Annotated in this window: 12 protein-coding genes and 3 pseudogenes; 10 read left to right on the top strand and 5 right to left on the bottom strand. The window is 39.8% G+C overall.

The annotated features are described in order from the left end of the window. Positions 1–7: 7 nt before the first annotated feature. The 3 genes from hpxO to uraH form a co-directional block, all read right to left on the bottom strand. Positions 8–1,165: an FAD-dependent urate hydroxylase HpxO gene (gene hpxO, locus CSQ79_RS09180; protein WP_099700887.1), complete on the bottom strand. Its 1,158-nt coding sequence runs from the start codon at positions 1,163–1,165 to the stop codon at positions 8–10. Positions 1,166–1,254: 89 nt separating this feature from the next. After that, positions 1,255–2,685: a uracil-xanthine permease family protein gene (locus CSQ79_RS09175; RefSeq protein WP_099700886.1), complete on the bottom strand. Its 1,431-nt coding sequence runs from the start codon at positions 2,683–2,685 to the stop codon at positions 1,255–1,257. A gap of 512 nt (positions 2,686–3,197) precedes the next feature. Next, positions 3,198–3,560: a hydroxyisourate hydrolase gene (gene uraH / locus CSQ79_RS09170; protein WP_099700885.1), complete on the bottom strand. Its 363-nt coding sequence runs from the start codon at positions 3,558–3,560 to the stop codon at positions 3,198–3,200. A 259-nt stretch (positions 3,561–3,819) separates the two neighbouring features. Between uraH and CSQ79_RS09165 the strand changes: the two genes are divergently transcribed. Then, entirely contained in the window at positions 3,820–4,281 is a 462-nt protein-coding gene (locus CSQ79_RS09165) for a helix-turn-helix domain-containing protein (RefSeq protein ID WP_099700884.1), read from the top strand. Between the two features lie 261 nt (positions 4,282–4,542). On the opposite strand, the gene CSQ79_RS09160 is transcribed toward CSQ79_RS09165, so the two are convergent. Then, complete coding sequence (locus tag CSQ79_RS09160; RefSeq protein ID WP_099700883.1) at positions 4,543–5,040, bottom strand: helix-turn-helix domain-containing protein; 498 nt, start codon at positions 5,038–5,040, stop codon at positions 4,543–4,545. A gap of 610 nt (positions 5,041–5,650) precedes the next feature. Here CSQ79_RS09160 and CSQ79_RS09155 point away from each other — a divergent pair. The 9 genes and pseudogenes from CSQ79_RS09155 to CSQ79_RS09120 all read left to right on the top strand — a co-directional run bounded on the left by CSQ79_RS09155 (position 5,651) and on the right by CSQ79_RS09120 (position 12,424). Then, positions 5,651–6,322 (top strand): sugar phosphate nucleotidyltransferase, encoded by a 672-nt coding sequence (locus tag CSQ79_RS09155; RefSeq protein WP_099700882.1) that lies wholly within the window; start codon positions 5,651–5,653, stop codon positions 6,320–6,322. Positions 6,323–6,656: 334 nt separating this feature from the next. Continuing rightward, positions 6,657–6,895: pseudogene (locus CSQ79_RS28850) on the top strand (L-2-hydroxyglutarate oxidase); the annotation flags it as partial. 31 nt (positions 6,896–6,926) lie between these two features. Continuing rightward, entirely contained in the window at positions 6,927–7,478 is a 552-nt protein-coding gene (gene rfbC / locus CSQ79_RS09145) for a dTDP-4-dehydrorhamnose 3,5-epimerase (RefSeq protein WP_099700881.1), read from the top strand. After that, positions 7,475–8,786, top strand: a pseudogene (locus tag CSQ79_RS09140) (NAD(P)H-dependent oxidoreductase). The gene rfbC and the pseudogene CSQ79_RS09140 overlap by 4 nt, the downstream one beginning before the upstream one ends. Positions 8,787–9,048: 262 nt before the next feature. After that, positions 9,049–10,182, top strand: coding sequence for a glycosyltransferase family protein (locus CSQ79_RS09135; RefSeq protein ID WP_289500958.1), 1,134 nt, complete (start codon positions 9,049–9,051; stop codon positions 10,180–10,182). A gap of 92 nt (positions 10,183–10,274) precedes the next feature. Then, complete coding sequence (locus CSQ79_RS27600; protein WP_289500957.1) at positions 10,275–10,739, top strand: sulfotransferase; 465 nt, start codon at positions 10,275–10,277, stop codon at positions 10,737–10,739. Positions 10,740–10,832: 93 nt separating this feature from the next. Then, complete coding sequence (locus tag CSQ79_RS27595) at positions 10,833–11,168, top strand: hypothetical protein (RefSeq protein WP_289500956.1); 336 nt, start codon at positions 10,833–10,835, stop codon at positions 11,166–11,168. Positions 11,169–11,209: 41 nt separating this feature from the next. Continuing rightward, positions 11,210–11,938 carry an acyltransferase gene (locus tag CSQ79_RS09125; protein WP_099700880.1) on the top strand — a complete coding sequence of 243 codons (729 nt, stop codon included), beginning with the start codon at positions 11,210–11,212 and terminating at the stop codon, positions 11,936–11,938. Positions 11,939–12,100: 162 nt separating this feature from the next. Further along, complete coding sequence (locus CSQ79_RS09120; protein WP_099700879.1) at positions 12,101–12,424, top strand: NAD(P)-binding protein; 324 nt, start codon at positions 12,101–12,103, stop codon at positions 12,422–12,424. On the opposite strand, the pseudogene CSQ79_RS09115 reads toward CSQ79_RS09120, so the two are convergent. Beyond that, positions 12,417–13,065, bottom strand: a pseudogene (locus CSQ79_RS09115) (IS1 family transposase). The gene CSQ79_RS09120 and the pseudogene CSQ79_RS09115 sit on opposite strands and share 8 nt — an antisense overlap. Between the last annotated feature and the right edge of the window lie 114 nt (positions 13,066–13,179).

Here is a 13,179-nt window from a genome sequence, read left to right as displayed (position 1 = left end):
AGGCAATTTAATGTAATGGTCCTGCCAATATCACCTTAGAAATTGCACTGGTGACATCTGTTGGGTCTTCATGCGCGAGTTGTTGATACCATTTGTGAGTAATATCAGGATCGACACCGTGAATCATTTCTGCTCGTCTGCGCGCCTTTTGAACAACAGAGCTTGTTCGTTCCTTGCGTTCTGCTTCGTATCGCTGCAAGGCATATTCTACACCCATATTAGTTGTGAGCAGATATTGCGTTAAGACAAGTCCATCTTCCATTGCTTGACAACCACCTTGCCCTAGATCAGGACAGGTTGCGTGAGCAGAATCTCCTAGAAGAGCCACTCTACCGCGCACCATACCGTTTATCGGTCCAACATCATGAATTTCAACGCGGTTTGTTTTTGCTGGATCTAATCGCTCGATGAGTAACTGAACAGGTTTTGCCCATCCCTGAAAGTGTTCTGCTAGGTCACTATTGTAGTCTGGGTTGACGGGCGTGCCTTTTGGTAGAGGTACATCAAAAAAGAAATAAAAGCGATCGCGTGCTACAGGCATCATCGACACGCGCTTGTGATCTCCTACATAAATCGCCCAACTATTCTTAGGTGCTAAATCTTCGCTAGCAGGTACCAAACCGTTCCAGTTAACGTAAGTGCCATACTTGGGTTGAATTTCTTCTCCCAAGACATACTGCCGCAACATTGAATGAATGCCATCTGCAGCAACAAGCAGATCGCCAGTAGCACGATGTCCATTTTCAAAGATGGCGGTGACACCTTGCGCATCTTCTTCTACTCCAATGCACTTGTGATTAAGCTTCACTTCACCTGGATAGGCATCTAACAGCATTTGTTGCAAGTCTGTCCGCGCAACAGGATAAGGACGCTGTCCGACTTCTTCAACTAAGGGTTGTAAATCGATATCGTTGAGCAATTCTCCTGTTTTAGTTAGGTACTGCATGCGATCCATTTGTCCGCCGATTTGAGCCATTTTCTCACCCAAACCAAGACGATTAAGGACTTTGACTCCGTTTGACCAAAGCGAGATTCCTGCACCTGCAGGACGCAATTCCCTAACGCGATCGTAAACTTCTACCTCGAATCCTGCTTGACGTAGTGCAATTCCTGTCGTTAAACCACCGATTCCTGCACCAATAACGACAACCTTGAGGTTATACATTGTGTTTGCCTCCGCTGACAATGAGTTCTTGTAGTCTCTATATGATTGAATTCGGGTGCGATCGCGTCGGGTATCCTCTTTATGAAGTTCTAAGCTTCTGAAGCTAAGTCTTCAGAACTCATTTCTTCTGCACTACTTTCGTTCACTTCTTGGGGAAGCACCCAATTCAATACGATCGCTGTAAGTCCACCTGCTGAAATTCCCGAAGAAAAGATACTCTTAACTAGCGTTGGCATATTATCAAGAATTTCAGGCACATACGTCACGCCTAAGCCAATTGCTAAAGATGTTCCCACGACGATTAACGCACGGCGATCAAGCTGAACCGACGAAAGAATATTAATACCTGCAACCACAATTGAGCCAAACATAATGATAGTAGCGCCACCTAGGACAGGTTGAGGTAAGCTGCGAAAGATACCGCCAACCAATGGAAACAACCCTAGTAAGGCTAGAATAGCAGCGATAAAATAACCGATGTAGCGGCTACCGACTCCTGTAATTTGAATGACACCATTATTTTGACTGAATGTTGTATTTGGAAATGTATTAAATACCGCAGCAATTAGGGAATTGACTCCATCTCCTAGTACTCCACCCTTGATTCTACGCATATAGAGGCTGCCTTTAATTGGCTCACCTGATACCGCCGATGTCGCAGTTAAATCGCCAATCGATTCAATTGTTGTAATGAGATAAAGCAGAATGAATGGAATAAATGCGGCAAAGTTAAAACTTAGCCCGTATCGAAAGGGAATGGGCGCTGCAATCACAGGTAGTCCTTGCAAACCACTGAAGTTAACCATTCCCAAGAAACTAGCAACAACGTAACCTACGATAAGTCCCACTACAACAGAACTCATGCGTAACATCGGATTTTTGCTGATATTGAGCACAATAATTGTGAAAAGTACCAGCACTGCAACTCCCAAATTTTGAGGGCTACCAAATGTATTATTCTGCTGCGCTACTACCCCTCCTCCAATACTAATTATGGCTGTTTTGATTAGCGTCAGACCAATGATGCTGACAATCGTACCAGTAACCAATGGAGTAATAATTTTTTTTACCAAATGCAGGAAGCGACTCAAGAAAATTTCAATAAATGAACCGAAGAAACATAAACCAAAAATCAAACTCAGTGCATTCTCAGGCGTACCGCCAGCTTCAATGACTGCTGTTCCTGCAGCAATAATTGGCCCTAAAAACGAGAAACTTGTGCCTTGAATACTTAGTAAACCTGAACCAATAGGTCCAATTTTTTTTGCCTGAATAAATGTTGCAACTCCTGAAATAAACAGCGACATGCTAACGATATAAGCAGTATCGACTGGATTTAATTGCAACGCGCTACTAATCAATAGTGGTGGCGTAATGATACCGACAAAGATAGCTAATACGTGCTGTGCTGCTGCTAACGCAGCTTCAACGAATGGAGGTCTATCATTTAGACCATAAATTAATCCGTGCGTAGGTTTGACGTCAACACGTTCTTCTGATCTAACTTCAGCTTTTGTCATTTTAAATTAATCAATGTATCAAAACAAAATTGAGATTTTTTTTGTTAATTGGCTACATGTTAGTAGCTTTGTTAGCATTTTTGGGTTACAAAAAAAATATTTTTCAGCTAATTATTGACTTTGTAAATCTACAAAATTATGGTAATTTGAATGTCAGCAATGTTTAGCAGTGCTGAACTTTCTGCTGAGCATGCATATCATTAAGTTACTTAACAGATTTAAGTTTTAATGTATTCTGTATACTGCTATAACAGTACAGATCATAAGTTATAACTATGTTTGCCTATTTTTTTGTATTTAAAATAACAAAACTTGCGTTGCTTCATAAAACTAATTGTGCAAATCCTTGCTAGAAGTAGTGCTTAGAGATACTAGCAAACCAACTAACAAATTAATTTCAAGACTGATATAGCAATTCGTTGTTTAGAAGCGACTACCTCGGCGAAGCATTGGAATTGCGATCGCTTGAAAATTATTAAGACTTTATCGTCATTGGCATTGATTTTCAAAAATTAGCTACCGCGATAAGTACTGTATGACCAAGGAGAAACTAGTAAGGGAACGTGATAATGTGCTGCAAGGTCAGCAATACCAAATTGAATAGGAATACGATTGAGAAAAGGCGGATTTGGTAAATTATCTAAAATTTTTGCAAAATAATCGTGTACTACGAAAACTAACTCATAAGTACCGACTTTGAGTTCTTCATCAGATAACAATGGTACGTCGGTGCGACCATCATGGTTAGTTGCGATCGCTTTGAGCAGTGTTTTTTGTCCAGACTGAGTATCCACCAGCCACAGTTCAACACCTACATTGGCAGCTGGACAGCCGTGGGCTGTATCTAAAACATGAGTAGTCAGTTTACCTGCCATAATCTTGAAGCTAACCCTATTCAGCCAATGTTGCTGAATTTAAGTTTAGTACAAGAATAAAAATGCAGTGAGTAATACATTTTTTGTGTCAATAGGCGATCGCAAAGCTAGATTCGCGTGAATGTAGCTCATCCGCTACTCCTGAATAAATCCGTATCGACAAATTTTGACGATCACAAGCACAATGTGGTTTGAAGTAGTACTGTAGATTGAAGTATTACTTTGGTGCAGCCATCTGACAAAGAACGCAATTTCTTTTATGCCGAAACGCTTAACTGTAAAAGCCCACCTCACCCTAGAAGAACTAGAAAGATGCTATCGTCAAGCGCGAGATGGTGTCGAACTAACGCGTTATCAAACTATCTGGTTACTAGCACAAGGTAAGCAGACAAAAGACATTGCCGCTGTAGTTGGTTATACTCCTAATTCAATTCGTCGCCTTACTCGTCAGTATAATCAACATGGACCAGAGGTGCTCAGAAACCGCCGTCGTAACCAACCTGGGGCACCCACTTTGCTCACAAAAGGGCAACAAGCTCAACTAGCCCAAGCTTTGCAAAAACCTGCGCCTGATGGAGAAGCATGGAATAGCCGTAGGGTAGCTGAATGGATGAGCAAACTTCTCAAGCGTCCTGTTGCAGTTCAACGAGGGTGGGAGTATTTACGCCTTCTACAAAAGAGCATAGAGGTAGCCCAACCTTGTCACAAGACAGAAGCATAAAAACTTAATAACTTTTGAATTGAGATTTAACAGAGTTGGGCACTAATAGAATCACACTTTCTCAAACAAAATCTGTTATTTAATACAGAACGAAAACTAAGTGACTGTGGAAACACCATTGATAGTTAATTCTTGCAAGATCATAATACTTATGTAAAAAAAATTGAAATTAGCTTCGAGGACATATAAAGTCCGGTAAATTATTTGTAATTAAGCTTGTAAATTTGTAAGTAAAATAAAAGAAGTATCGCAGCGCTAACTCTAAATAAGCTTTTCTTGATCTGTGCAGTTGTGCTTGTTCGCTTTTTTCCACTGTTTTTGCTGCGTCGATGTCTGCGCAAAGTTTATGCGACGCAAGATTTCCCATCCCCGTTGACGGCTGATCCGTTTTCCAGTTAACTCACTGAGATAATCGGCTACTTCACGCCCATTCCACAATTTTTCGTCAGGAGACTTGCTTTGAAGAACTTGCCAAAGCTGTGCTTGCTGAAAATCACTAATTAGTGTAGGTGCACCAGAGTTTTGTTGGCGGCGATCGCTTAAGGCTTCAGCACCGCGATCGTTGTAGGCTTTGACAATTCCATAAATACGGGTACGAGTATATCCTGTTACAGCAGCAACTGCTTCACTTTTCCAGCCTTTTGCTAGTAGCAAAATTACTTGATAGTGACGGCTTTCAGTAACATTTGAAGCTTGGCGATAGTGACGTTCCAACTCTTCTAAGTTGAGATGTGGTGCAAGTGTTAAACGTTTTGGCATAGTTAAGGTCGTTTTACTCTGCTTTTGTCATAAAAGATTATTCGGACTGAATAAAACCTAAACTTATCTGTATCGACAAGCTTCAGTTTTTCAAAGAGTATGTGAGCAATGATTTCCGGTTAGATTTGAATCGTTAAGAGTACTACTAACCGAGATGTACAAAGGAGGATGCTAATTCAAGTAAGAAACAGTATTTGGTAGCAATAGTGATGTTCTAAGAATATTGACTGACCTATTATTGGTAACTCAGTTTTAGTTTCTTTTGAATGAAAAACAATTTTTAGGCAGCTCACATCTACTCATCATTTTCATCTTTATTCTGTTGGAATTTAACAACATAGAATAATTTAAAGCTTCTACGTAGTCAAGGAGGAGATTTTTTTTGTTAATCTTAACTTAGAGCTAGATAAACTTGAACTGTAAATAGAAATATCTTAACTCTATAAATACATGACAGGTTGCTCGTTGTAACTTCATTTTTGATGTCGAGCTATTAATTTCATGTAACTTTGTAATGGCTGAGATACATTTTTTTTTATTTGAACTGAAATTTATAAACTTTGAATATACCACTTACAAAAAACTCTACTCATTTAAATCTTTTTGTTTTATGAAAGCAGTCATTCTTGCTGGCGGACTTGGCACTCGCATTAGTGAAGAAACTTCACTTAAGCCAAAGCCCATGGTAGAAATTGGGAGCCGTCCTATTTTATGGCACATTATGAAAATATATTCCACCTATAACATTAATGATTTCATTATTTGCTGTGGCTACAAAGGCTATGTAATTAAGGAATACTTTGCAAATTACTTTTTGCATATGTCTGATATTACTCTCGATGTACGTTTCAATCAAATGAATATTCACTGTGGTTATGCTGAACCTTGGCGAAGCACGCTTGTAGATACGGGTGAACTAACGATGACTGGTGGACGACTTCTTCGAGTCAGAGAACATATTGGCAACCAAACATTTTGTTTCACTTATGGAGATGGAGTCAGCAGTGTCAATATTGAAGAACTCATTAGTTTTCAAGAAAAGCCTGGAGGGGATGGTGCTTGGATAAATGGTGGTTTTTTTGTCTTAGAACCTGAAGTTATTGACTATATTGCAGATGACTTTACCGTTTGGGAAAAAGAACCACTAGAAAAATTAGCTTACATGCAACAGCTATCTGCTTTTAAACATACTGGCTTTTGGCAACCAATGGACACGTTACGAGATAAAAACTACTTAGAGAATCTCTGGAAAAATGGTCAAGCTCCTTGGAAAGTTTGGTAGTAAAGTACCACTATCTTAAGATTTAGTTTTAATAAAGCGATCTCATTTCTTTTAAACTTAGCAGGCAAATTCAATGTTTATAACAGGGTTCTTGGTTGGTTTTGCTACTGCTTTTATCAGTTCGTTTATACTTTCTGTCTTGATTATGAGTTTATTGAGGTTTAATTCTCAAGTACCTAAAGAATCAAAACGTCATCTGTATTTAGGGAAGAATATGTCAAAGGAAAGGGAATAATGTATGATTTCGCAATTATAGGTGGAGGTATTGTTGGTATAGGTCAACTCTACCCAAGTGTACGCATTCTAGTTTTAGAAAAAGAAAATAGTTGGGCGTTACATCAAAACAGATTTTGACCTACGCGATTTTACTGAAATTATCACCTACCCAGGTCTTTGGAAACTAGCAGCAAAGTATGCAGATCAAGCTATTGCAGAAATGATTCACTCGTTTACTAAGACAGCGATGATTTCTTGATTGTGAAAAGTCAACACGCAATCCATGTCTGCAATGCACCTTCTCCCGCAGCGACATCTTCGCTAACGCTAGGCAAATTATTGAACAATCTCATTTAAAAGTCAGAGTTAGTATATAAATTTTACACACATGAAATTCATCAAAACGAAGCTCAAAGATGCATTCATTATTGACATAGAACAACGACAAGACCATCGAGGTTTTTTTGCACGAACCTTCTGTGCGCGGGAATTTGCAGCACATGGTCTTAAACCAGTTGTTGCACAAGGCAATTTATCTTTCAACTATAAAAAGGGAACAGTGCGGGGAATGCATTATCAAATTGCTCCAGCCCGCGAAGTAAAGTTGATTCGCTGTACTCAGGGTGCGATCTATGACGTCATTATCGATATGCGTCCTGATTCTCCAACTTTTTTAGAACATATTGGCGTAGAACTAACCGCTGAAAATCGTCGGGCTTTATATGTACCAGCAATGTGTGCCCACGGCTATCAAACTCTCGTTGATAACACTGAGGTAGTGTATCAAGTTAGTGGATTTTATGCTCCAAACCATGAGCGTGGTCTGCGCTATGACGACCCAACCTTTAGTATTGCATGGCCTCTCCCTGTTAGTGAAATTTCCCAGAAAGATATGGCTTGGTGTTTATTTCAATCTTTTTTTATAGGAGTTAAATCGTGATGATTGTCGATAGGGCGCTGCAAGCCCGTGCTGCTGCTGATAATCCAATTAGAGTTGGTATGATTGGCGCTGGCTTTATGGGGCGAGGAATTACCAATCAGATCGTTAACTTTGTTCCTGGAATGGAGATAGTCGCTATTGCTAATCGCCATCTAGAAGGCGCTCAACAAGCTTATACTGAGGCTGGTGTAGAGGATGTCCAAGTAGTTTCATGTGTTAGTAAGTTAGAAGATGCGATCGCTGGTGGACAATATGCAGTCACTGAAGATGCACTATTGCTGTGTCAAGCGGAAGGGATTGATGCACTCATTGAAGTAACTGGCACAATTGAGTTTGCTGCGCAGATCGTGATGTCCGCGATCGCCCATCGCAAACATAATTATTCTCATGAATGCAGAACTTGACGGCACAATTGGTCCAATTCTTAAAGTGTATGCCGATCGTGCTGGAGTTATTCTCAGTGCATGTGATGGCGATCAGCCTGGCTTCCAAATGAATCTCTACCGCTTCGTCAAAAGCATCGGTCTCACTCCACTATTATGCGGTAACATCAAAGGACTCCAAGACCCTTACCGCAACCCGACAACCCAAGAAGCGTTTGCTCAGCGCTGGGGGCAAAAAAACCATATGGTAACGAGTTTTGCTGATGGTACTAAAATTTCTTTTGAGCAAGCGATCGTTGCTAATGCAACAGGCATGAAAGTAGCTAAGCGCGGTATGCTGGGCTACAACTACCATGGTCATGTTGATGAGATGACCAAAATATACAATGTTGAGCAACTACTCGAATGGGGCGGAATTGTAGATTATGTTGTTGGTGCGAAACCGAGTCCTGGTGTATTTGTGTTTGCTACTCATAACGATCCTCAGCAATGTCACTATTTAAACCTGTATAAGTTAGGTGAAGGTCCACTTTATAGCTTCTACACGCCGTATCACTTGTGTCACTTTGAAGTGCCGTTGTCAGTCGCGAGGGCTATTATATTTCAAGATGCCGTCATGACTCCACTCAGCGGACCTTTAGTAGATGTCGTTGCAACTGCCAAAACTAACTTAAAAGCTGGAGACGTACTTGATGGCATTGGTTACTATATGACTTATGGGCAATGTGAAAACTCCAACATTACTCTACAGCAAAACTTACTACCTATGGGCTTAGCCGAAGGATGTCGCTTGCTGCGAGATATCCCCAAAGATCAAGTGCTTACTTACAACGATGTAGAATTACCTTCAGGTAGATTTTGTGATAATTTACGCGCCCAACAAAACGCTTATACCCTATCAAAATCTCCTGCCCGTGTTGCATAGCTTTTGTAGGCTAAACTAAAGCAGAAGCAAGCTTGATTTCTCTTGGCAATCACTTCTATCATAAAAGCTCAGAATTATTGTCCTAACTGACTTCTAACCCTGAGCCAAAGGTTTGTGACTCTACTATACCCAACACTAAAATTAAATTATCTAAAAACTTATCTGATGTTCTAAACCAGATGCAAAATCTTAATGTTTGGCAGACGTAGTATAAGTTTATACTTTAAATACTTAATCTAGAACTGAAGTAAAGCAGGTTAATATGAGCTTTGATCAATGCTTTATGCTAGCACCAAGTAAAATCAGAATTTTACTCATTGGCGACGTCATTGGAGCGTATCGTTCTCAAACTCTGATTAAGTTTTTACTTGATTCTGGCTGCTGTGTTTCATTAATTTCTCCAAAGTTTTATTCAAGACCATACCAACTACCTTCCATCAAGAAACGTATTCTTGAATTCTTACTAACTGCTGAGTTTTATTTAAAGGCTTACTTTGCCGATGTAATCTATGTCCTACCTATAAATAACCACTTTATCGAAAGGACAATTCGAGTAGCCGATTTTTTTAACAAGAAATTAATTGTAGAAATGTACATATTATCGTATGACACTTTTGTAGAAGATAAGAAAAAATATTTACCTAATAGCCCACAAGCTAGACGAATAGCCGAGATAGATAGGCTTGCTCTAACACAATCAGACTATATTATTACTCCAGCAAAATACCAACTTAAACACTGGGAAAAACAATTAGATATTAAGGTAAATCCAGATAAAGTTTATATTGCTCCTATTTTTAGTAATAATATATTGCAATCTAGAAGAGCATTCATGCAAGATGGTCAGTTAAAAATTTGTTGGTGGGGAAACTTTATTCCTCTACATGGATTAGATAATATTCTTCAAGCTCTTCAAATTTTAATAAAAAAAGTGCATTTTACTTGCACATTATTTGGTGTCGATAGTCCTTTGTTTGAAGTATATGAAAATAAAATTCATTCATATCAACTTGAAGATTGTGTTGTGTTGAGAAAAGATTTGAAATTCTCAAATTATTCTTTACCTTTGTATTTAATTGATAATTGTGACTTAGCATTAGGTATTTTTGGTAATACAAAAAAAGCATACAATGCTGTGCCTAATAAACTAATTGATGCCTTATCGATGGGTATACCAAGCTTAACAATGAAATCCTCAGCTTTAGAGGAATTTTTTGAACCAGAAGATTTCTGGACGTGTGAACCTTCACCTGAATCTATAGCTCATGCAATATATACAATTGCAAATAACACTGCTCCCAGAATTAACTGGGAGCAAACTCGTCAGAAAGCACTAAGAATTTTTAATCCTATTCAATATCAAGACATTATCAGTCAAATTTTGCACACACTTTAGTTAATTAATGTAAACCAAACCTTTGAAAAGACAAAAAACAAAATCTAATTTTTTACAGATGAAACTAGTACTAAATCAAAATAAATTGCTTTATGACTCTACCTAATTTTTTGATTATTGGTGCAGCAAAGTCTGGAACAACTTCACTTTATGAATATTTGAAAGCTCATCCACAGGTTTATACAAGTCCAATTAAAGAGCCTAAATTCTTTGGATTAGAAGGAGAAAAAATAATTTTTCAAAGACCAGACGATGCAAAGGAAAATCACACTATTATTACTGATATCAAGACATATCAATCACTGTTTCAAGGGGTTTCAAATGAGATAGCAATTGGTGAAGCATCTCCGTGGTATCTTTACCTTCAAAAAGCTCCTATCCAAATTTATAAATATGTGCCACAAGTAAAAATAATTGCTCTTCTACACAATCCTATTGATAGAGCATACTCTAATTTTTTGCATCAGTGTCGATTTGGTGCTGAACCAGTAACTGATTTTGCTCTGGCACTTCGCGAAGAGAAAATACGAATGCAGAGTAACTGGAGACCTTTTTAGTATTATAAGCAACTAGGATTTTATTATGTTCAACTAAAACGTTATTTTGAGTTATTTGAGCGCAGTCAGATCAGAATTTATCTTTATGAAGAGTTGTGCGATCGCCCGCTTTTCTTGCTTAAAGATATCTTCCAATTTTTAGGAGTAGACGATCGCTTTGTCCCTGATGTATCTAAAAAACATAATGTCACCATTATTCCTAAAAATCATCAATTATATACCATCCATACTCAAGCAAATCTCATCAGTTTTATTCAGCGCTTACTTCCAAACACAATCAATCAGCACCACACTAACTTCAAGAAATCATTGGTACCACTGTCGTTAAAAGTACGAAAGCAGCTGATTGCAGAATATCGCGTAGATATTTTACAGCTTCAAGAACTCATCCAGCACGATCTTTCTCAGTGGTTAACTTGCGACCAATAAGTACGTACGACGAGATATTACTGACTATCTAGAAATTAACTATGATACCTGCGTTACCTCAGCGTATTTGGTTTCGTTTTTCCCATGCCAAGCGATTGGCTAGCGTGCACAGCATTGTCTTAACCAAATGGTCGATGTTTTGGATGCAATTTGCTGGATTAGGTTATTTAGGACGAACTTCAACTTGGATTGCAACTTGGTTTGCTCCACCTTACAAAGAACGCCGTCGTTTGGCTCGTTATAACTCAAAAGGCTATGTTGCGCCTAGTGCAACTATCCATCATTCTCATCTGCAACTCGGCACGCATATTTTTATTGGCGATCGCGTCATTATTTTTCGTGACACCAATGGCGGTTTCGTAGAATTAGCTGAACGCGTCCATTTGCATAATGATACCTGTATTCAAACAGGTGATGGCGGCAGCCTCAAGATTGGTTCTGATACGCACATTCAACCCCGCTGCCAATTCTCCGCATATAAGGGATACATTGAGATTGGTTGTGGCGTCCAAATTGCACCAAACTGCGCTTTCTATCCCTATGCTCACGGCATAGCACCAGGAGAGTTAATTAAGCAACAACCGTTGCAGACAAAAGGAGGCATTATCGTTGATGACGACGCCTGGTTGGGTTTTGGTGTCGTTGTTTTAGACGGAGTCAGAATTGGCAAGGGTGCTGTAGTTGGTGCTGGTGCTGTTGTCACCAATGATGTACCTGATGGCGCGATCGCAGTAGGTGTGCCAGCGCGGGCGATCGCTATGCGCAGCTAAATAAACAAAGCTTGGCGAGTAAATTCGCTACTAAACAAACATAGTTTACCTCCGTGGAATTACTAATAAAACTTGAGCTTAAGAGTGTGCGCAGGCACACTTTGTCTGGGTAGCCCCGAAGGGAGTCGGAGGACATTTGTCATTCATTTAGTAAAAACAATTATGTTAATTGATACATTGATGTTACCGGAAAACACGCTGATTGAGAGTGATGTGTGTATTGTTGGTGCCGGTGCTGCTGGCATTACACTAGCGCGAGAATTGCGCGGTCAACCATACAAAATTTGCTTGCTAGAAAGTGGCGGATTAGACTTTGATGAAGTTGCGCAATCACTTTATCAGGGTGCAAATGTAGGTGTTCCCTACTTTCCTTTAAGTGAGTCACGCGCTCGATATTTTGGTGGTTCTACTAATCTTTGGGGCGGTACTTGCCGACCACTTGACGACATTGATTTTGAATACCGCTCTTGGGGTAGTGCTAAATAAGTAATGATGCATTGTAATAGTGGACAAAATACCAAATCGCACCAATGTGATTCTCTCATGATTTGGAAAAAGACAATGTTGTTCGTACCAAACCAGACACTCGTTGCCTAAGTGTGTTGTTTCATCGTTCAATGTCGCCAGTCTTACGGGTCTCTTGTCCTAGAGCAACTGCACACTGGCGATAGGCAGGTGGTAAGGAGTGCCATAAACAGTGGGTGCGCCTTTTTCATCTCTGGCACCAAGATAAACACCAATAATCTCACCAGTAGAGGCATCAAGTGCCAACCACACCCACTGTTTATCAGCCTTGTGCTCCACAAATGACCATCACTCATCGCATTGAATCGTCAGTTTCCCCTTGTTTTGGCGCTCAGCTCAACTTGACGTGGCACCCGTGCAGACTTGTCGTTGACATAGGTGTGCAGCCATTGCTCACAAATCTGTACGGCGCGGGCAATTCCCGCCTGGGATCTACGTTCTAACAACAACCTATCAACCAATCGCGTCTTCTGGTCAATCACTCTTTTGTCCCGATGTTCCACAAATTGCCGACCACATTCACGGCAAAAGCGTTGCTTAGCGTTATGAATCCGACCATTTTTAACACTTCGGTACCCAGAGCAATTGGGACAAGCCGGCATCGGACGTGAACAATCCATCAGTAACGACTACCTCACTACTCTACCCTCATTACTTCTATGGCATTACCAAGTAGTTTTATACCAATTCATAGTTAAACCTTCTCGCTTGAGTTT

This window comes from Gloeocapsopsis sp. IPPAS B-1203 (genome assembly GCF_002749975.1).
Lineage (GTDB): Bacteria > Cyanobacteriota > Cyanobacteriia > Cyanobacteriales > Chroococcidiopsidaceae > Gloeocapsopsis.
Note: the sequence above shows the minus strand (reverse complement) of the source record. Positions and strands in the feature narration are given on the sequence as shown.